Genomic DNA, 21,052 nt, shown 5'->3' with positions numbered 1-21,052 from the left:
CGACTGGGTCACTCCTCCGGTATGTCGTCTACGGTTGTCTCATTCGGTGTGTCGTCCTCGTCTGATACCTCCGGTGTGTCGTCCTCGTCTGGTACAACTTCTGTGGACGGTGCCGATTCGGATCTTTTCGAGCGTTCCGCGGCGTCCTCGACACCTTCGGCGTCTCCGGCATCTTCGGCGTCTCCGGTAACTTCGGGGTCCTCGGCGGTTCCGCTGGCGCTGTCGGCCGCGTTATCCGTGGCTGATTGATCGGCCTCAGTCACGCGAACGCCCTTCGCCGCGAGGTGTCGCATCTGTCGCTGCGCGAAGTCCTCTTCGGAAGTCCCGTGCGTCGCGAGGACGTAGACGCGCGAGCCACCGGCGGGCCGCATCGTCCGTCCGGCGCGCTGGGCGCCCTGCCGTCGAGAGCCGCCGAGCCCGGAGACGACGATAGCCAGTTCGGCGCTCGGAAGGTCGATACCCTCGTCGCCGACCCGAGAGATCACGATCGTGTTGAGATCGCCCTCGCGAAACGACTCGAACACGCGCTCGCGACGGTGGTGCGCCATCTCACCGCTGACGAACGGCACGTCCAACGCGTCGGCCAACGCCTCGCCCTGATCGAGCCAGTCGACGAAGACGAGCGCCTTCTCGTTCGGGTGGGCGTCGAGCAGTCGGCGCGTCTCCTCAATCTTCTGGGGGTTCTCGGCGGCGATCCGGTGTTTGTCCCGACCGTCCGCGCTCGCCCACTCGTTGCGCGCGAACTCGTCGGACCACGCGAGGTACCGGATCTGCACCTCGGGTTCCTGGACGTACCCCGCCTCGAAGAGCTTCGACCAGTCGGTCCCGATCGGCGGGCCGATGAGCGTGAAAATCTCCCGTTCCCTGTCGTCCTCACGAACGGGCGTCGCCGACAGTCCGAGCCGGTGCTTCGCCTGGAGATCGGCGCTTCGGCGGTAGATCCGCGACGGGATGTGATGCACTTCGTCGTAGACGATGAGCCCCCACGCCCGCGAGTCGAACAGCGATCGGTGGCGGTCCATCCCCGCCGTCTGGTACGTCGCGATCGTCACCGGCCTGATCTCCTTCGTCCCGCCGTGGTACTCGCCGATCTGCTCGGGCGAAAGCGTCGTGTGCCGGAGGAGTTCCTCGCGCCACTGCGAGGCGAGTTCACGCGAGGGAACGAGCACGAGCGTCTCGCCGCCCACGGCCGCGAGCGTGCCGATCGCCGTCACCGTCTTGCCCGCGCCGGAGGGGCCGACGAGGACGCCAGAGCGCTGCTCGATAAACCGGTCGACCCAGTCGCACTGGTAGTCGCGGAGATCGACGGTCAGTTCGACGTCGAGCGGGTCCCCCGCGTCGAGATCGCGGTCGTCGATGACGGGGTAGCCTGCTTCGTACAGCGTGCGCTTGATCACGGCCTCCGCGCCGTCACGGACCCAACTCTGCGTGTCCGAGATCGGCGCGACTAGTTGTTCCTCGTCGAGTTTCTGCCGGGCGACGTTCCCCATCAGGCTCTCGGAGGCGCTTTCGAGGACCACGTAGCCGTCTTCGTGGGTGAACAGCCGAAATCGGTTCGCTCGCTTCCACTGCGACTCGACCCACTCTTCGAGCTTCGGAGTCCGTCGGGGAAGCACCGATCGCATCAGCGAGAGCAACTCCTCGACGTTGTCGAACGGGGCCTGCCAGATGTCTTCCTGCCTGATCTCGTAAATGTACCCGCGGGTGTTCGTCTCCCGGTCCGCGGTGGTGCGCTCCCGACGCCCCGTCGAATCGACGAGGTGGGCGAACTGCGAGAGCTGCGCACGGGTGTACTGCGTCGGTCGGTCGACGATCACCTCGCGACGTTCGGGAAAGACGACGATGCGCTCGCGCTCGGCCAACTCGTTCCACTCGCTCGGAAAGTAGACTACGGGGTCGGTCTCGACGTTCACGCGGGTGAGCGCACCGTCTGCCGTGAGAGAATCGAGGTCGTTGGCCGCATCGGCCTGTGCCGTTCCCAATCGACGGGCGACTTCGGATGCAGTGACGACGGGACGACCTTCGGCTTCCAAGACGTCGCGGAACCGTTCGAGGTCGACGCTATCTCTCGGCTTGCTGTCGCTACTGTCGTCGCGCCGTTCGGACCGGTCGAGGGCGTCATCGGTCCCGGTGGGTCCGCGAGACGATGAATCGGCAGTACCCTCCTCGTTCGTCATTGTTCCAGCAACGGTACCGACCGGGAAACCGCTTGCGACTACTCGCCGATCGGGACCCGGGCCGTTCAGGGGTATCGAGTGCCCTCGGGAGAGTTATCAGATCTGGTGTAGGCACACCGTGTTTCCGGTGAAAGCTGTTTTCGGTGGCGCGGGTGGGCGAGCGTTCAGTGCTGGATTCGAATACAGAAATTCCACGAGCACACTGGAGGCGTGAACACACCGGGTTTCCGGTGAAAATTCGGAAAGTCGAATCCAGTTGTGTTGCCAGAGAGCGATCGAACACGGATCGGAAATCGATCCCATATTGCTGTCGGACCGTTCGCGATCTCGAAGTCTCGGACACCGAGTTTCCGGTGAAATACGCCGTACACACCGGTGCCGTATTCGGAAACATCTCATACCGAGATGCGTATTCTGTCCTCTGAAAAGAAACAAATTTATACTACATCTTCGTTACCGTTCATTGAGTCACTCGCACGCTAGTGAAGGAAAGTCATCGACCTTACTGGAGGTGAAAAGACCCACTGAAGCCGTCACCCGATTCAACGACGTGTTTCCGGGATCGGTTCCGCGTGGCGCCTCTGCCGGTCTCCCGTGTTATTCGTACCGTTTCACCTGTCCTTTCTCCCTATCTGTTTGTTGAAGAGCCGTTTTCGTCCCCGGGAATTCGGGCTAAGAACCGGATCGTCACGGGAGACCACACCACGTTTCCGGTGAACTAACCTCCGTTTCGTCACGACCCCACCCCCGACTGTCCCATTTCATCGGAAACCCGGTGTGTGCCCGCTCTGTCTCCCCCGACTCAACCCACCACGAGTGGGTTCTACCACTCGGCTGCGACTCCCTCCCGACTCGCGCTGAATAACAACGTATTTCACCGGAAACCCGGTGTCCTGTAGTATGCCGGACACCAGCGACGACCTCTTCACCCGGGAGGATCCCATCTTCGCTAACAAGGAGTTACTCGAGATCAATCATCTCCCCGGTGAGGGTCGAATCGTCGGTCGCGACGACGAAATATCGGATCTCGCTGCCGCCGTCAACCCCGCGATCTTCGGTCAGAGCCCGAGCAACGTGCTCATCTACGGGAAGACCGGCACGGGAAAGTCCCTCTGTGCGAAGTACGTCTCCCAGCGTCTCGTCGACACCGCGGGCGAGGAGGACGTGACCGCGACGTTCGCCTACGTCGACTGCGCGCAGGACACCACCGAGACGCAGGCCGTCCAGACGATCGCGGACAGCGTCAACGAACCGGAGGTGACCGGGATCAAAGTCCCGGACAAGGGACTCAGCACGTCGACGTACTACAAGCGGTTGTGGCGCATCCTCGACGCCCAGTACGACGTCGTCCTCATTCTCCTCGACGAGATCGACAAGCTCTCTGACGACGACATCCTGATGCAACTCTCTCGGGCCGGTGAAGCCGGGAAGATCGACCAGTGCAAACTCGGGGTCATCGGGATCAGCAACAAGATCCAGTACAAAGACCGGATGGACGAACGGGTGAAATCCAGCCTCTGTGAGCGGGAGTTCGTCTTCCCGCCGTACGACGCGAACCAGCTCCGAGACATTATGGACGCGCGGTCGGACGCCTTCCGCGACGGCGTCCTCGACGCCTCGACTATCCCACGCGCGGCCGCTCTCGCCGCACGGGAACACGGCGACGCCAGAAAGGCGATCGACATCCTCCGGTACGCGGGCGAGATCGCGCAGTCGACGGGGGCGCAGACCGTTCGCGAGGAGTTCGTCACGCAGGCCCGCGAACGCGCCGAAACGGACCGATTCCGCGAGCTCATCCGCGGGTCGACGCCCCACTCACGCTACGTCCTGCAGGCGCTCGCGATTCTCTCTCTATCCAGCGATCGTCAGGAGGGCTTCCGCACGAGTCGCGTCTACGAGGTCTACGAGAACATCTGCAACGGACAGGGATCGGACACGCTTTCGCTTCGCCGCGTTCGCGACCTCCTCAAAGAGCACGCGTTCCTCGACATCATCGAGCAGTCGAAACACAGCGGCGGGAGCGCCGAGGGGAGTTACACGAAGCACCAACTGCTTGAAGACCCGCAGGTCGTCAGAGACGTCCTCGGCGAGGACGTCGCCTAGTCTGTCTCGCTGAAAGCGACCTCTTCGTCGGGAGCGATCTTACCCGCGGAGCACGTCGTCGATATCGGCGATCGATTCGAGGACGTAATCGGGTTCGACGTCGACTTCCTCGATCGTCTCTCTGTCGGTTACCCCCGAGAGCACCAGCACGGTCGTCATTCCGGCGCGTTCGCCCATTCGAATGTCGGTTTCGATCCGGTCACCGACCATCAGACACGCTTCCGGCTCGACGCCGACGACGTCGAGCGCGGTCTCGACCATCCGCGGGGAGGGCTTTCCGAGGATCTCGTCGACCGTCCGCCCGGTCACGCCCTCGATCGCGCCGATCATTCCGGCGGCGTCGGGAATCTCCCCGTTCTCGGTCGGACAGGTCCTGTCTGGGTTGGTCGCCAGAAACGGTGCGCCGCCGTCGAGCGTTCGCATCGCGACGTCGAGTTTCTCGTAATCGAACTGTCTGTCCATTGAGGCGACCAATAGGTCACCGGGGGCGTCCGTCGTCGTGACTCCTGCGTCGCGGAACTCCTCTACCAACGGCGATTCGCCCACGACGTAGGCTTCCGCGTCGGGGTAGTGGTCTCGGACGTACTGGGCCGTCACCCATCCCGAGTTGATCACGTCGTCGACACTGGTCTCGACACCCAGTCGCTGGAGTTTTTCGCTGTAATCCTGACGGCGTGAGATCGCCTTGTTCGTCAGGAATAGCACCGTTCCGAGTCGCTCTCGGAGTGTCTCGATACTTTTGTCGGCTCCGTCGATGAGCCCCTCCCCGAGATAGACTGTCCCGTCGAGATCCAAGATCGCCGCTTCGTAGGCTTCACGCATCGCTTCTCGCCTCCGTCGACTTCGGGTGGACTGTCGCCACGGTCGACTTCGGATGGACTTTCGCCACGGTGGACTTCGAGGTGGGCTTCCGCCTCCGTCGACTTCGAGGTGGGCTTCCGCCTCCGTCCACTCTGCGACGCCACCGACCCCGCTTGACTCCACTCATCGGAGCTCCTGCCTTCGACGACCAGCGTTATTTACGAACGATTTGGTTTGCATTAGTAAATACCTATGAGATTGTTCCACGATTGCTGTTCCCCGGCACATCTCATCGACTCGCGTCGACGTACGGATTCGGTGCCACGGTCGCCGTTATCTCCGTTTGCACGTGTGGTTCGACTTTGGGATTCTCCGAGTCGCCACCGGGTTCCCCCCACACGAGCGTTACTTCGGTACCGGGATCGGCGTACTCCGGTTCGACGACCGCCAACGAGAGGACAGATCGCTCGTTGTACGTGTATCCGAAGTACTTCGAAACACCAGCGTTTTCCCCGTCTTTCAGCACCTCGTCGTAGTGAAAAACCGCCCAGTACGGCATCGAGAGGTCGAAGTACTTGTACGTCTCTCCCTCTCGGAGAAGCGACGCAAACAGTTCTAGGACGTCCGCATCGTCCCAAACGAGGGTCACTTTCCGCCGCTGGGGTTCCTCCACCATCGAGGAGAGCGCTTCGCGGCCGACGAAGTCGTGGTCGAAGTCGATGAACCGCTCATAACCCAACTCGATCGGGTTCAAGTAGTACTCCGAGATGTCGTCCGGATCGAAACTCCCGCCGAGCGTACTGATCGCTTCGTACCCGTCGGCGTCGAGCCACTCGCGGTACTCGCGCATCCCCTCGCCGAAGATGGCCGGTAGTGGACGCGCGATCCACCCCTTTTCGGCACCCTGGGCCTTGTAACTCTTCTCGCCGAGCTCTCTGAGTCCGTGGGGTTCGCCCGCGCCCACGAGCGCGTCTCGGACGGTTTCGTGCTCTTCCCACGGCCCCCAGATCTCGAAGCCAACGTTCGAGGCCATCGAATGCTTCAACGCCCGCACATCGACGCCAGCGATCGTCATCTCGTCGAAGTTGAAGAACGGGATGTCCGGAATCTCTCCTTCGACGGCGTCGCGCATCACGTCGAGCGCGTTTGGTCCTTGCAGCTGATATCTGAACGTATCGTGCGGTTCGTCCTTGTCGTGATAGCGCTCGTCGGCGTGGACCGTCGCGTCGTAGTCCCCGCGTTCGAGGTTGTACTCGACCCAGTTAGGTGCGACCGGCGTCCCGGTGAGTTTCAGCTCGTTCTCTCCGAGATAAAACAGAATGGCGTCTCCGATCAGATTCCCGTTGGGGTTGCACGCGACGAACTGCTTGGCCTGTCCGGGGCCGAAGCCGTCGAAGTCGTTGACGCCGAGGTCCTCGAAGACGTCGAGTGCTTCCGGACCTTCGACGTACAGGTCCTTCTGATGGTGCGAGAGATCGGAGAGACTGCACGTCTCCCGCCAACTGCGCACTTCTTCGATCCAGTTCGTATGCTCTGAGGCTACCGGGTACGGATGACGTCCGCGGTTCTTTCGCAGTAGTTCAGCAGGGTTGTCAGCGGATTGGAGGGCCGCTTCGAGATTCTTTTCGACCATACCCCACACGTTCTCGAGAGTCTGCCTTAAAAATTACTCATACCACGGGTAGCGTGAATAAAATTTTGGGCGGAGACGACTGGTGAGTCGTCGCTGACTCACTCCTTCGATTCGACGATATGGACGGACTCAGGCTCGATATCTATCGCCAGTGCCCGCGCTAACCCCACGCGCTGTTGTTGACCGCCCGATAGGGTTTGCGGATCTCTATCGGCCAACTCTTCGATATCGAGCAGTTCGAGCAGTTCGTACGCGCGCTCTCTGCGTTCTCCTTTGCCCACGCTGTAGTACACCACTTCGGCGGGACCGTCACCGAGATTGATAGACGCTTGCGACCGCCTCGACAACTTCTCGCCAGTCCCGGTAGGCGTCGGCGATGACGTCACTGTCACCCGACGGCCTAAAGGTCCGACCGGTTGGACGGCAGGCATCGATGTCGTCGAGGCCATCCCAAACCTCTACTGCGAGTCCCGCCGCGAAGCACGCGCCGAGTGCGGCCGTTTGCGTTACGTCCGATCGAACGAGCGGGCGGTCGATGAGATCGGCCTGACACTGTGCGAACACGTCGTCTTGGATCGCACCGCCGTCGACGAGCAGGCGGTCGTGTTCGACACCCGTCGCGTCCTCGGCGGCATCTACCACGGCCCGCGTCCCGAAAGCGATCGCCTCCATGGCCGCTCGAACCACGTCCTCGCTGCCGACATCCCTGTGCAGCCCGAACATCCCGCCCCGGGCGTCGGGCATCCAATACGGAGCGCCCAGCCCGCCGAAGGCGGGTACGAACTGTCCCGTCCCCGGCTGGCCGGTTCGGTCCCCGTGGTCGAACCCACCGGCGTCTTCGAGCAACCCGATCTCTTGGAGCCACTCCAAGACGGCCCCGGTGGCGAAAACCGGTCCTTCCAGCCCGTAATGGGGATCCTCTCCGGCGCGCTGAAACCAGATCGTCGTCAACAGCTCCCCGTCGGCGTCGATCGGTTCGGGTCCCGTGTTCTGCAGGAAGAAGTTACCCGTCCCGTAGGTGACTTTCGCGTCGGCGTCCCCACGGGCGACGCGCCCGAGCAATGCCGCCTGCTGGTCACCCATAACACCCGTCACCGGGATCGCCGCGTTGAGAATTCCGTCGGGGTCAGTCATCCCGAACCCGTCGGGGTCGCTGGAGGCGTGAACCGTCGGCAGCGCTGCACGCGGCACGTCGAACAGATCCAGCAGATCGTCGTCCCACTCACGCTCGCGGATGTCGAACAGCATCGTCTGTGCGGCGTTGGTGACGTCGGTCGCATGCGTACCGGTGAAGTTGTAGAGCAACCACGCGTCGACAGTCCCGAGTAGCACCTCGCCATCGGCCGCCCGGTCGCGGAGCGAGTCGCCACCAGCTATCCCCCCGTGATGTGGGGTCCCTCTGACCGAGCGACTGACACTGCTGCACTGCTCGCCTCCGTTGTCAAGGAGCCACGTGGCGTTCGGGGCGGCGAAGTATGGGTCTGGTTCCAGTCCCGTCCGTTCTCTGATGAGTTGTTTTTCCGCAGCGTCGAGTGCGCGGATCTGCGCCGCAGTCCTGCGGTCACGCCAACTGAGCGCGCGGGTGACCGGACGACCGGACTCAGCGTCCCAGAGGAGCACCGTCTGACGCTGACTCGAAATTCCGAGCGTCCGCAACTGTTCGGAGTCGACGTCGCCTCGGGCGAGTCCCCGGCGGATCGCGTCGGTTGCACACCCCCACAGTTTCAACGGATCGTACTCGATCCTGTCCGGCGGTGTGGCCCGCTGGTGGTGGGCGGTGAACGCCGCCGAGATCAATTCTCCTGCCGCGTTGAACACCACGAACCGGGTCCCACTGGTCCCTTGATCGAGCGCTCCGATGTAGGTCTCGTCGGTCATTCGTTTCGCAACGCTGCGAATAACCGTTCTGAGAAATTCAGCTCGACCCCGCTGGGACGGCGGCCGGTCGCCTGCGGACCGACGGTCACTTCGCACCGTTCGAGTACGCCACGCTGTGCCAGTTCGTATAGGAGTCGCTTGACCGTCCCGCCGGTCAGATCCGTTCGATCGGCGATCTTTTCGGCCGCGGCTTCGATCGTGACCTCACTATCCAACGAGAGTTCAACGAGGTGTGCGACCACACGCTGCTCGTTGTCCGAGAGAGCGAGCACCGTCCCGACCGGGATACCTGCCGTCGGAACGGACGCGGTACCGATGTCGACATCTTCGTCCCGGAGCCGCGTTGCGTCGTCTGCCTCGGCGTTAATCGCCGCGACGAACAGCGCGGCCAACGCGTCGTGAGCGTCGCCGTCGGCCCAGTCGGCGATCTGCTGGGCGTGGACGTGATCGAGCGTCTGCGATAGTCCGCGAGAGCCGCGAACAGTGAGGATATCGACGAGTTCGTAGGTGTAGGCGGGAACGTGGATCTGCTGCTCCGGAATCGGCAGCGAGAGGTCCTCGGGAGGCGTCCGACCGACACCGATCCACGCGAGGTCCCCGAACGGTTCGAAGAACGAGTAGAGATCGGCGAGATCGACCGTTCCTCGCTCGCCGAGGTGATCGACGGCGACGAGGACGGTCTCGTTGGCGTCGGTCACTCCGGCGATCCGCTCTCTGAGCGCGTCGGTACTCACCCCTCGCTCGGGGATCGTTTCCACGAGCAGATTGTCGAGGAGCTGTCGGTACAGTTGAAACCGACTCGTCGCCCGCCGCCCGTCCAAGTAGACGAACTGCACGTCGGGACGGTCGGTCCCGCCCCGCGTCGCGGTGTAGAAGGGATTGCTCGCGGTCACCTCCGCGTCGAGCGCCGAGATTAATGCGGTCACGATCGCTGATTTGCCGGACCCTCGCGGCCCCCAGACGTAGACGTTTGGCGGAACGGATCGGTCGAAAAGCGGGTCGATCGCGTTCAGTAGCGCCTCGAACAGCGTCTCTCTTCCCACGGGTTCCGAGAGATGCACAGCGGGGTTCAGCGAGTCGCGATCGACAACCAGTTCGTTCTTGCTCCGCCGAGTACGCCGACGTTCGATGCGTTCTGTTAGGTCCATACAGCTCCCGTGAGTTATGCAGTATACGGGAGAGTGGCCGTAAAACTCTTTTTGCTGATCTCGTGTTCGTCGAGCCGTCCGTGATATCCGTGAACGGCCGCGTTTCACGGCCAAGCATCCGTCCGGCTCCGAACGTCGTCGAACGTGCCCTCGGCCCACGAGACGAACTCGTCGCCTGTCCCGTCAGCGCTCGCGACGAGGTTCCCGTGCTCGTCGTACGCGCCGAGGTACGCGTGGCCGTCGACGAGCAGCAGTCCGAACTCGAGCGGCTCCCTGGAAACGTAGAGGGTGAACCCGCCGAGTTCCTCGGCGCGCTCGAGCGCCTCGGGGTACTCTTGGGCCGACGCAGTGAGCACGTCGCGGTCGACGATCAACTCGACGACCGTCTCGTCGCCGATCACGCGGTTTGCGGCCCGATTGAACACCCGGCTCACGATCGGGGTGATTCCGTAGAACTCTTCGACGGGCGCGTCACCGACGACGGAGAGAAATCGGTCCAGCGGCGCGTGCGGGTCCTCCGCGGTCGCTTCGGTGTACGTCGCCTCCGCGAGCGTGTCGCAATCGATCTCGTCGGTGGCCGTTCCCAGATTTTCGAGGAGCGTCCGAAATTGATTCGAGACGACCATACACCGCTCGAACGTGTCGTAGCTGTCGGCGACAAACTCGCCCGCGTGCGTGAGAGAATATCCTTCCTCGGTGGAGATCTTCTCCGCCCAGCCCCGTTCGACGAACGCACCGACCGCTCGCTGTGCGGTCTCTCTGGCGCACTCACACCGCTCGGCCAGTTCGCTCGGTCGAGTGGTCCCCGTTCGCAACGCTCGAAGGATCTCGATTCGGGTCGCTGATCCGGCCAAAAACGCGATGTCGTCCCGCGCGTTCATCCCTTCAAACCGTCCCGCTCCGCTGCTATTAGCCTGTCGAAGGTGACTCCGCACTCAGCCGAGGAGGCCCAGGTCGTCGATCCGCTTGACGATCTCTTCGACCGCCGTCTTCGCGTCGTCGGTCCGCTTGCCGCCGGTGATGACGATCTTTCCGGAGCCGAACAGCAGAATGACGACCTCCGGCTCATCCATTCGGTAGACGAGACCGGGGAACTGCTCGGGTTCGTACTCGACGTCTTCGAGGCCGAGACCGATCGCGAGCGCGTTCAGATTCAGGTTGTGACCGAGGTCCGCGCTGGAGACGATGTTCTGGACGGTGATCTCTGGGTCCTCGTCGACGGGGATGCTCAGTCCGCGGAGCTTATCGAAGATGATGCCGAGCGCCTCGTGGACGTCGTCGATACTCTTTGCGCCCGTACACACGATCTTACCCGAGCGGAAAATGAGCGCTGCGGCCTTCGGCTCCTGCGTCCGATAGACGAGCCCCGGGAAGTTGTCCGGGTTGAAGTCCGCTCCGGGGAGGTCCTCGGCGAGGGCTTCGAGGTCGAGCTCTTGGCCGATACCGGTCGATGCGACTACGTTTTGGATCTCGATTGAATCTGCGGGCGCACTCATACTCTGTCGGACTATCTTCGCCCTCCCTTATAAAGCCCCGTTATAAATAGGGAGGACGCGAGTGGTCGATAAGGTAGGATCTGTCAGAGTCACATCGGCCTCGGAGACTCTCGTCGCGTTTGCACGTTTTCGCTCAGCCGATCGCACGACGGCTTCGATCGAGTGAGCAACCAGTTGCAACCGCTCCTATCGGTTGGTACCACGTCACGTTCGTTCGATATCATGTTGCATCTGATCGGGATTCACGTCACGTCTCCCGGGTCTCTGAACCGGTGAAAGTAGCCCTTCGCGAGGCAAGCTTCGGCCTGACGAAGCCGGTAGGAGACTGTTGATGGGGGACTGCCGAGTCTGTCTGCGAGTTTATCGATTGTGATCCCGCGGGGCGTCTCGTAGTATCCGCGTTCGATGGCCGCCCAGAGCGTTTCGCGTTGCTTCCGTGGGATCGAGACGGCCGCAAGCGAGTCGTAGTCCACCTGCTGGACGGTTCCGAGTCGCTGCATACTCATCGAGATCCCGTCCCGAAGGTGGTCCTCGACCGAACCGTAGAACACGTCGACGTTCTCCTCGGAGCGCAGCAGACAGCGCCAGCGGTGGACGCACCCCCGCCGTCGGGATTGGAACACGATGCCGTGATCGAGGTGGCGGGCCGCGAGCGCCAACACGGAGTTACTGGTGTGCAGGCGCGTCACGAACGTGTAGACCGCCAGTGTTGTCGGAGAGCGTTCGATCACCTCGTGCTCGCGGGCCGCTCCGCACTCCGTCTCGGTCATTCGCTCTCGATCCTCCTCGTCATCGAGCCTGACTGCCTCGATCTGGTCCAGCCGCTGTGAGGGGCCACCGAACCGTTCGATGTGCCACAGCTGATCCCGCTGGACACAACTCGCGATCGACTCCGCACACACGCTCGGGGCCTCGATACACACGTCCATCACTGGATCGATTCCCTCGTCGTAATGGAGTTCGATAGTCAGTTCACGCATAGATTCTCATATACCGTTTCGTTACGTTCTGCCCGTTCGTGGGCTCTCATTGTCCCCGGACGACTGTTGTACCTGAACGGCTTTGTTATAGCCGAGGTTCACGTGGAAACCTCCAGTTACCTGACTCCGACGAGCCGTCTCGGTTATGGGGAGATCCGTTCTCGGCGGGGCTGCCGTCCTCGATCACGACCGTCTCTCTGATCGATTTCGCGGTGAGACAGACCGACGACCGCTGCGCTCCCACCGCACCGCACGGCGAAGTTAGTCCTCGCCAATTCAGGATATATCCTCTTGGCGACCGATCGTTTGAAGTGAGTGATGCCGTTACGACGTGATTACCTCCGAACAGCCGGGTGCCTCGCGGTCGGTTACCTCCTCGCGGGCTGTTCTGGAGCGCCGACGAACGAGGGAGAAGAAGAGACGACCACGGCGACAGCAACATCAACGGCGACAGCGACATCCACGGCAACTCTCACTGACACCCCGACGCAAACGTCGACCCCGGAAACGGGTATCACTGAAGTCGCGGTCGGGCCGGAGGGTCGGCTTCGCTTCGTCCCCGAGACGGTGGAGATCAGCGTCGGCGATACCGTTCGATGGGAGGCGCTCAGTCCGGGTCACAACGTCACGAGCCATCCGGATGCGTCGCCGAAGTGCGAGAATCCGGAAGGCGTCGAGCCGTTCACATCCTACGAAGGCGACCAGCACTTCGCCATTATGGACGTCGACGAGGTCTTCGAGCACACGTTCACGGTCGCAGGCACGTACGTCTACGTCTGCACACCGCACGCCGGACAGGGAATGGTCGGAACGGTGATCGTCTCCGAGTAGTCGCAGTCCCCCGACCGTGGTCTGGTGCGACGAACAGTTCGCCTATGGCTCCCCGGTGACCATTCGGCTCTCTCTAACGCAGTTGGTGTGGAACAAGCGACATTTCATCGCCGATAGCACGATACATCTACGTATGTCACAACAGGACCAGCGCGATTCGAGCCGTGGCGACGGCGATTCGATCCGAGACCGATTCCTGGCACGACGGCGGTTTTTGATGCTCTCTGGGTCGGTAGCCGGAGTCGGTGTCCTCGCTGGCTGCGGCGGGACGACGGAAGAGGGGACCGCGACTGAGACGGATACTGAGGCACCGACGCCGACTTCGCAGCCCGAGCCGACGGCGACAGAGACGGAGACCGAGACGGAAACAGCCGAGCCTGAACAGCCCTCGCTCGCCGAGCGGTATCCCGGGCTTCGCATCCTCTCACCGGAGCCCGAAAACGCTGAAGCAGCGGAACGTGCGACCTACGGCGATTACATCACGCCCCGCGAGGAGCACTACATTCGGAATCACTATCCGACCCCGGATATCGAGGAGTCCGAATGGGCCGTCTCCCTGACTGGACTCGTCGACAGCGAGATCGACCTCTCGATGGAGGAGATCAAACGCTCCTTCTCGACCGAGTCGATTACGCACACGATGCAGTGCGCCGGAAACGGCCGCTCGTACTTCGAGCCGCAGGTCGGCGGTAATCAGTGGACTTTCGGTGCCGTCGGCAACACCGTCTGGACCGGCACTCCCGTCTCGGAAATTCTGGAGTACTACGGCGCAGAGACGAGCGACGGCTACTTCCTAACAGTGATGGGCGGGGAGCATCCCGAGGGTGAGGACGTGTTCACCCGCTCGATTCCGATGGAGAAAGTGATGGACGACACCCTCCTGGCGTACAATATGAACGGTGCCCCGCTCGCTTCCGATCACGGGTTCCCGGTTCGGCTGCTCGTTCCCGGATGGTTCGGCTGTAACAACATCAAGTGGGTCAACCGAATGCACGTGATGGAGACGATGGTCATCGGCGACGAGTGGGAGGAGCCTGGTGCCCCCGAAGACGGTCAGCGGACCTACACACACTGGCAGCAGTACTCCTACCGGGTCGTCCCCGAGGAGGATACCCGGGCCGAACACTACGAAGACATCCCGGTGTACGACACGCGCGAACAGATGGAGCGGACCGACGAGATCCGCAATGCGTATATGTACGACCAGGTCGAGAAATCTATCATCGCGTATCCCGGCGAAGAACAGACCGTGACACCGTCGCCGTCGGGTACTATCGAGGTCATCGGCGTCGCGTGGGCTGGCGACGACGCCGTCGAGTCAGTCGAGGTCTCGACGGACGGTGGCGAAACCTGGGGAGATGCCGAGTTCTTCGGGCCGGTCGGCGAGGCGACGGGCTGGCGGCAGTTCCGATACGTTTGGGAGAATCCCGAACCGGGCGAACATATGCTCGCCTCACGGGCGACTGACGAGCGGGGATACGCCCAGCCGGCGACTATCTCTGCCCCCGAAGACCAGATCCGTGGTATTGAGAACGATATGTACCCCTGGAATCAGGGTGGCTACGGCGAAAACGCGTACGAATCGCTCGCGGTCACGTGCACGGTGGAGGAGCAATGAGCATCGAACCTGGCCACATCGCGATCGTGCACCTGACGGGGCGACTCGTCGACGGCCCCGAATCGGGCGAGGTGTTCGAGACGACGGACGTCGATGTCGCGCTCGAAACAGGAGTCTACCACGACCACCGCGATTTCAAGCCGTTGGAGTTCCGAGTCGGCGAATCATCGGTCCTCCCCGGAATCGATGAGGCCGTCCGAGGAATGTCGCCGGGCGAATCCACGATGATCGTTCTCGATCCCGAGGACGCCTACGGAACCGTCGACGAGGACGCGATTATCACGGTCCCTCGCGACGAGCTCGAAGCACGGAGCCACGCCACTGCAGAACCGGGCGAACTCGTTGAAAGCGGACTCGGCGACGTGGGCTGGATCACCCGAGTTAGTGACAATCAGGTTACTATCAACTTTAATCACGAACTCGCCGGGCAACGCGTGTCCTTCGATATCAAGGTCCTCGAATCGCACGCCGGAATCACTGAACAGGAGATCGAGTCCGAATAGCACTCGCGCACGTGCGAGAACACGCCGCCTCTATCCGATCTCTATGGGGATGGTATCCCCGTCGTCGTGGCTGGCTGAGCAGCCGTAGCGCTGTCGGGCCTGGTGGTCATTCGTTCAGTATTTCTCACTGACACGTGCTGTTGTTAGACGATCACACATATCTTCCACGATTTTTCGAAAACCGTTCGGGATCAACGGGGTTAAGTACAACCCGGCCATCAGCCAGTAATGCGAAGAACACAACGCGACTGCGGCCGGTTAAACTCCGGACGCGATCGCTCTCCGACCCCCGCGGCATCGGCCGCGGGACGGGACGGATTCAACGGGTTTATACCCGTACACCGTTTCGCTCAAGTCGGACACGAAATGAGGATTCCACCCCTGCGGTCCGCCGTATAGATGGGATCTGATGTTAGCCTTGGTGGTTCGGTGACACCTGTCTGGTGTTTACTGAACCACTTGAACGGACCACGCAATGATTGGTGATCTCCACTCTTTATAGAGTGGAAATCCCGCCGCCCTCCCCCTTCTTTTGAAGGGGGAACCCATTCCGGTTGATCCTGCCGGAGGCCATTGCTATCGGAGTCCGATTTAGCCATGCTAGTCGCACGAGTTCATACTCGTGGCGGAAAGCTCAGTAACACGTGGCCAATCTACCCTACAGAAACGAACAACCTCGGGAAACTGAGGCTAATTCGTTATACAACTCTCATATTGGAATATCGAGAGTCACAAACGCGTTAGCGCTGTAGGATGAGGCTGCGGCCGATTAGGTAGACGGTGGGGTAACGGCCCACCGTGCCCATAATCGGTACGGGTTGTGAGAGCAAGAGCCCGGAGACGGAATCTGAGACAAGATTCCGGGCCCTACGGGGCGCAGCAGGCGCGAAACCTTTACACTGCACGACAGTGCGATAAGGGGACTCCGAGTGCGAGGGCATATCGTCCTCGCTTTTGTGTACCGTAGGGCGGTACACGAATAAGAGCTGGGCAAGACCGGTGCCAGCCGCCGCGGTAATACCGGCAGCTCAAGTGATGGCCAATCTTATTGGGCCTAAAGCGTCCGTAGCTGGCCCTGAAAGTCCGTCGGGAAATCCACACGCTCAACGTGTGGGCGTCCGGCGGAAACTTCAGGGCTTGGGACCGGAAGGCTCGAGAGGTACGTCCGGGGTAGGAGTGAAATCCTGTAATCCCGGACGGACCACCGATGGCGAAAGCATCTCGAGAAGACGGATCCGACAGTGAGGGACGAAAGCTAGGGTCTCGAACCGGATTAGATACCCGGGTAGTCCTAGCCGTAAACGATGTTCGCTAGGTGTGGCACAGGCTACGCGCCTGTGCTGTGCCGTAGGGAAGCCGAGAAGCGAACCGCCTGGGAAGTACGTCTGCAAGGATGAAACTTAAAGGAATTGGCGGGGGAGCACTACAACCGGAGGAGCCTGCGGTTTAATTGGACTCAACGCCGGACATCTCACCAGCCCCGACTACAGTAATGACGGTCAGGTTGATGACCTCGCCACGATGCTGTAGAGAGGAGGTGCATGGCCGCCGTCAGCTCGTACCGTGAGGCGTCCTGTTAAGTCAGGCAACGAGCGAGACCCACACTCCTAATTGCCAGCAGCAGTTTCGACTGGCTGGGTACATTATGAGGACTGCCAGTGCCAAACTGGAGGAAGGAATGGGCAACGGTAGGTCAGTATGCCCCGAATGGGCTGGGCTACACGCGGGCTACAATGGTCAAGACAATGGGTTGCCACCTCGAAAGAGGGCGCTAATCTCCGAAACTTGATCGTAGTTCGGATTGAGGGCTGAAACTCGCCCTCATGAAGCTGGATTCGGTAGTAATCGCATTTCACAAGAATGCGGTGAATACGTCCCTGCTCCTTGCACACACCGCCCGTCAAAGCACCCGAGTGAGGTCCGGATGAGGCTGTCTCACCGACAGTCGAATCTGGGCTTCGCAAGGGGGCTTAAGTCGTAACAAGGTAGCCGTAGGGGAATCTGCGGCTGGATCACCTCCTAACGACCGAGACCAGGCCGACGCGCCTGGCTCACTTTCACTCATCGCGTCCACCGTTCAAGAACTCACACACACCAGACAGGCACCTAAGAACCACCAAGGCTAACACGGGCCCGTAGCTCAGCGGTAGAGCACCTCCTTTGCAAGGAGGACGCCCTGGGTTCAAATCCCAGCGGGTCCATCGCCCAATCCACTCGACGCACGAGACCGCCTCACACGGCGGCACTCGAAACGAGCCCCTTAAGTGGGGCAACCAACTCGACTGGATTGGACACGAACTGATGCACTATCCCGCGAAAGCGCGGATAGGAAGGGTTCGACGGACGCTCCGGACGCCACCGGACGTTCAATGACAACCGTTGTACGCGCGCAATCCAGACGCCCACTGAACCCGTTCTCACACTCCGGTGTCGAGAACGAACTAATCGTGGACGTCACAGATCACAATCCAAACAGTGACAGACGACACACAAACTGGCTACTGTACTGGCTGGTGAATGGCTCGGCTCGAGAGCCGAAGACGGACGTGCCAAGCTGCGAAAAGCCCGAGGGAGTCGCACGGAGACAAAGAACTCGGGATCTCCGAATGGGAATCCCCCCGCAATTGCTTCGCGCAATGGGGAACGCTCCGAATTGAAACATCTCAGTAGGAGCAGGAAAAGAAAGCAAACGCGATGTCGTAAGTAACCGCGAGTGAACGCGACACAGTCCAAACCGAATCCGTAAGGAAATGTGGTGTTCGGACTGGTCATAACGGATCTTCAAGACTGAAGAAATCTCCTGGAACGGAGTGCGATACAGGGTGACAGCCCCGTATTTAGTCGCGAAGATCCCGGACCAACTCCAGAGTATCGAGGGTTGGATATCCCTCGTGAATGTCGCAGGCATCAACTGCGAAGACTCAACACTCCTCGAGACCGATAGCGAACAAGTAGCGTGAGCGAACGCTGAAAAGCACCCCGAACAGGGCGGTGCAATAGGGCCTGAACTCAGTCAGTGATAGAACGACGGGGCATACAAGGTCCCCAGGGAAACGACCGTGGAGCAATCCACCAGTAGAAACCCGGGGAAGCCGATGTCGCGTCGTGCGTTTTGAAAAACGACCCAGGGAGTGCATCCGTATGGCAAGCCTAACCGGAGTATCCGGGCAGGCATAGGGAAACCGACATGGCCGCAGTCTCTTCGGAGACGAGGGCCGCCGTGTTCAAGCGCGGGGAGTCATACTGATGCGACCCGAAACCGAGTGATCTACGCGCGGGCAAGGTGAAGCGTGGCGAAAGCTGCGTGGAGGCCTGCAAGAGTTGGTGTCCTACAATACCCTCTCGTGACCCGTGCGTAGGGGTGAAAGGCCCATCGAACTCGGCAACAGCTGGTTCCAGCCGAAACATGTCGAAGCATGACCTCAACAGAGATAGTCTGCGAGGTAGAGCGACCGATTGGAAGTCCCGCCTCCGAGAGGAGTCGGCCTTCCTGTCAAACTCCAAACTTGCAGACGTCGTAGAAGTTGGGAATCCGGTATGCGGGGTAAGCCTGTGTACCGTGAGGGAGACAACCCAGAGCCGGGTTAAGGTCCCCAAGTGTAGATTAAGTGCAACCGAAGGTGGTCTCGAGCCCTAAACAGCCGGGAGGTGAGCTTAGAAGCAGCTACCCTCTAAGAAAAGCGTAACAGCTTACCGGCCGAGGTTCGAGGCGCCCAAAATGATCGGGGCTCAAATCTACCACCGAGACCTGGCAGCGTCCTTCATCGGACGATCTAGTAGGCTTGGCGTACTGTTCGGGCGGAAGCACGGGTGAGAACTCGTGTGGACCGTACAGTAACGAAAATCCTGGTCACAGTAGCAGCGAGAGTCGGGTGTGAACCCCGACGGCCTAACGAGCAAGGGTTCCTCGGCACTGCCAATCAGCCGAGGGTTAGCCGATCCTAAGTCCTACCGTAACTCGACTAGGACAACAGGGAAACTGGTTAATATTCCAGTGCCACCGTGCAGTAACGTCGACGCTTTGGGAAACAGCAAGCGAGGCTTTCGCCTCGTCGAATCGCGGAACATCGTGGAAGCCGTAATGGCACGAAGCGATCGAATCGCGAGACAGCGCAAGTTGCTGGTACCGAGAGCCCGTGAAAAGACGCACGGTGATCGTACCAAGATCCGACACAGGTGCTCAGGCAGAGAAAGCCAAGGCCCGTCGGGAACAACCGGCGTTAGGGAATTCGGCAAGTTAGTCCCGTACCTTCGGAAGAAGGGATGCCTGCTTTTCATCGAGCAGGTCGCAGTGACTCGGACGCTCCGACTGTCTAGTAACAACATAGGTGACCGCAAATCCGCAAGGACTCGTACGGTCACTGAATCCTGCCCAGTGCGGGTATCTGAACACCTCGTACAAGAGGACGAAGGACCCGTCAACGGCGGGGGTAACTATGACCCTCTTAAGGTAGCGTAGTACCTTGCCGCTTCAGTAGCGGCTTGCATGAATGGATCAACGAGAGCGTCACTGTCCCAACGCTGGGCCCGGTGAACTGTACGTTCCAGTGCGGAGTCTGGAGACCCCCAAGGGGAAGCGAAGACCCTATAGAGCTTTACTGCAGGCTGTCGCTGAGACGTGGTCGCTGATGTGCAGCATAGGTAGGAGTCATTACAGAGGTACCCGCGCCAGCGGGCCACCCAGACACAAGTGAAATACTACCCGTTAGTGACTGCGACTCTCACTCCTGGCGGAGGACACCGGTAGCCGGGCAGTTTGACTGGGGCGGTACGCGCTCGAAAAGATATCGAGCGCGCCCGAAGATTTCCTCACCCGGGTCGGAAACCCGGAGAAGAGCGCAAGAGCACACGGAAGTCTGACAGTGATCTTCCCAACGAGGATCGCTGACGCGAAAGCGTGGTCTAGCGAACCAACGAGGCTCCTGGATGGGGCCCGTTGATGACAGAAAAGCTACCTTAGGGATAACAGAGTCGTCACCCGCAAGAGCACATATCGACCGGGTGGCTTGCTACCTCGATGTCGGTTCCCTCCATCCTGCCTGTGCAGAAGCAGGCAAGGGTGAGGTTGTTCGCCTATTAAAGGAGGTCGTGAGCTGGGTTTAGACCGTCGTGAGACAGGTCGGCTGCTATCTATTGGGGGTGTAATGGTACTTGAGAGGAACGTTCGTATAGTACGAGAGGAACTACGAATGGGTGCCGCTGGTGTATCGGTTGTCCGAAAGGGCAGATGCCGAGCAGCCACGCACCACGGGGTAAGAGCTGAACGCATCTAAGCTCGAAACCCACCTCAAAAAGAAGTACCGTCGAGGACACTCGTAGAAGACGAGTTCGATAGACTCGGGGTGTACGCACTGAGGCAACGAAGTGTTAAGCCCGCGAGCACTAACAGTCCGAAGCCACACTCATACACGAGATCGTGCTGTCGGAACTCACAACACGGATCGTGATCGAAGAAAGGTCAAAAGACGCACCTGAGAAGTTCAACACTCACCCGAGAGTGAGAACGGGTTCAGGCGGAAACTGGATTGCGCGCACTACAACGGTATACAAGCCAAATAAGGCTACAGTAAGCCCGAAACGGCAACAGAGCCAGACCGACGACGGTCAGTATCGTCCGGACGGAGAATTCCTCCGGAAGATACAGGTGGTTCGAGTCCATCAGTCGGCATTACGGCGGCCACAGCGGCAGGGTTCCACCCGTACCCATCCCGAACACGGAAGTTAAGCCTGCCAGCGTGTGCGCAAGTACTGGAGTGAGCGATCCTCTGGGAACACACACTCGCCGCCACCCACTCATACCAGATATCACATCCCAGAAGAGCCCACGAGACACGGTGTCTCGTGGGCTCTTTGTATTTCGAACGGGAGGGGTTGCGGTGTCTCT

At 60.7% G+C, this 21,052-nt stretch carries 12 protein-coding genes, 1 tRNA gene, 3 rRNA genes and 1 pseudogene; 8 read left to right on the top strand and 9 right to left on the bottom strand.

Annotation, left to right across the window (positions count from 1 at the left end; translation table 11 throughout):
• Nucleotides 1–8: 8 nt before the first annotated feature.
• On the bottom strand, nt 9–2,177 hold the full coding sequence (locus FJT57_RS05445) for a DEAD/DEAH box helicase (RefSeq protein WP_144902655.1): 2,169 nt from the start codon (nt 2,175–2,177) through the stop codon (nt 9–11).
• Between the two features lie 900 nt (nt 2,178–3,077).
• Between FJT57_RS05445 and FJT57_RS05440 the strand changes: the two genes are divergently transcribed.
• Complete coding sequence (locus FJT57_RS05440) at nt 3,078–4,280, top strand: Cdc6/Cdc18 family protein (protein WP_144902651.1); 1,203 nt, start codon at nt 3,078–3,080, stop codon at nt 4,278–4,280.
• Between the two features lie 39 nt (nt 4,281–4,319).
• Here the strand turns inward: FJT57_RS05440 and FJT57_RS05435 are convergent, their stop codons facing one another.
• The 8 genes and pseudogenes from FJT57_RS05435 to FJT57_RS05400 form a co-directional block, all read right to left on the bottom strand.
• Nucleotides 4,320–5,102 carry an HAD-IIA family hydrolase gene (locus FJT57_RS05435; protein WP_144902648.1) on the bottom strand — a complete coding sequence of 261 codons (783 nt, stop codon included), beginning with the start codon at nt 5,100–5,102 and terminating at the stop codon, nt 4,320–4,322.
• Nucleotides 5,103–5,370: 268 nt separating this feature from the next.
• Nucleotides 5,371–6,714: an aminomethyltransferase family protein gene (locus FJT57_RS05430; protein WP_144902646.1), complete on the bottom strand. Its 1,344-nt coding sequence runs from the start codon at nt 6,712–6,714 to the stop codon at nt 5,371–5,373.
• 146 nt (nt 6,715–6,860) lie between these two features.
• A pseudogene (locus FJT57_RS16615) lies at nt 6,861–6,986 on the bottom strand (ATP-binding cassette domain-containing protein); the annotation flags it as partial.
• Between the two features lie 37 nt (nt 6,987–7,023).
• The gene (locus FJT57_RS05420) at nt 7,024–8,592 is read right to left on the bottom strand and encodes an FGGY family carbohydrate kinase (protein ID WP_144902641.1); all 1,569 of its coding nucleotides are present in this window, start codon (nt 8,590–8,592) and stop codon (nt 7,024–7,026) included.
• Complete coding sequence (locus FJT57_RS05415) at nt 8,589–9,740, bottom strand: Cdc6/Cdc18 family protein (protein ID WP_144902638.1); 1,152 nt, start codon at nt 9,738–9,740, stop codon at nt 8,589–8,591. Before FJT57_RS05415 ends, FJT57_RS05420 begins: the two co-directional genes overlap by 4 nt.
• A gap of 104 nt (nt 9,741–9,844) precedes the next feature.
• Nucleotides 9,845–10,621 (bottom strand): helix-turn-helix transcriptional regulator, encoded by a 777-nt coding sequence (locus FJT57_RS05410; protein ID WP_203229114.1) that lies wholly within the window; start codon nt 10,619–10,621, stop codon nt 9,845–9,847.
• Nucleotides 10,622–10,675: 54 nt separating this feature from the next.
• The gene (locus FJT57_RS05405; protein ID WP_144902635.1) at nt 10,676–11,236 is read right to left on the bottom strand and encodes a TATA-box-binding protein; all 561 of its coding nucleotides are present in this window, start codon (nt 11,234–11,236) and stop codon (nt 10,676–10,678) included.
• Between the two features lie 242 nt (nt 11,237–11,478).
• The gene (locus FJT57_RS05400) at nt 11,479–12,216 is read right to left on the bottom strand and encodes a helix-turn-helix domain-containing protein (RefSeq protein WP_144902630.1); all 738 of its coding nucleotides are present in this window, start codon (nt 12,214–12,216) and stop codon (nt 11,479–11,481) included.
• A gap of 318 nt (nt 12,217–12,534) precedes the next feature.
• Between FJT57_RS05400 and FJT57_RS16930 the strand changes: the two genes are divergently transcribed.
• From FJT57_RS16930 to rrf, 7 genes are all read left to right on the top strand, one after another.
• Entirely contained in the window at nt 12,535–13,047 is a 513-nt protein-coding gene (locus FJT57_RS16930) for a plastocyanin/azurin family copper-binding protein (protein WP_238993920.1), read from the top strand.
• A gap of 133 nt (nt 13,048–13,180) precedes the next feature.
• The gene (locus FJT57_RS05390) at nt 13,181–14,665 is read left to right on the top strand and encodes a sulfite oxidase (RefSeq protein WP_203229113.1); all 1,485 of its coding nucleotides are present in this window, start codon (nt 13,181–13,183) and stop codon (nt 14,663–14,665) included.
• Complete coding sequence (locus tag FJT57_RS05385; protein ID WP_144902627.1) at nt 14,662–15,168, top strand: FKBP-type peptidyl-prolyl cis-trans isomerase; 507 nt, start codon at nt 14,662–14,664, stop codon at nt 15,166–15,168. Before FJT57_RS05390 ends, FJT57_RS05385 begins: the two co-directional genes overlap by 4 nt.
• 547 nt (nt 15,169–15,715) lie before the next feature.
• Nucleotides 15,716–17,189: ribosomal RNA gene (locus FJT57_RS05380) — 16S ribosomal RNA — on the top strand.
• A 108-nt stretch (nt 17,190–17,297) separates the two neighbouring features.
• Nucleotides 17,298–17,369: transfer RNA gene (locus FJT57_RS05375), tRNA-Ala, on the top strand.
• A gap of 288 nt (nt 17,370–17,657) precedes the next feature.
• Nucleotides 17,658–20,573, top strand: a 23S ribosomal RNA gene (locus tag FJT57_RS05370).
• A 264-nt stretch (nt 20,574–20,837) separates the two neighbouring features.
• Nucleotides 20,838–20,959: ribosomal RNA gene (rrf, locus tag FJT57_RS05365) — 5S ribosomal RNA — on the top strand.
• Together the 16S, 23S and 5S rRNA genes with 1 tRNA gene alongside form the textbook arrangement of a ribosomal RNA operon.
• Nucleotides 20,960–21,052: the final 93 nt, after the last annotated feature.

The organism is Halobellus captivus (assembly GCF_007655485.1).
In the GTDB taxonomy this organism is placed as follows: Archaea; Halobacteriota; Halobacteria; order Halobacteriales; family Haloferacaceae; genus Haloquadratum; species Haloquadratum captivum.
This window is presented reverse-complemented; position numbering and strand designations above follow the sequence as displayed.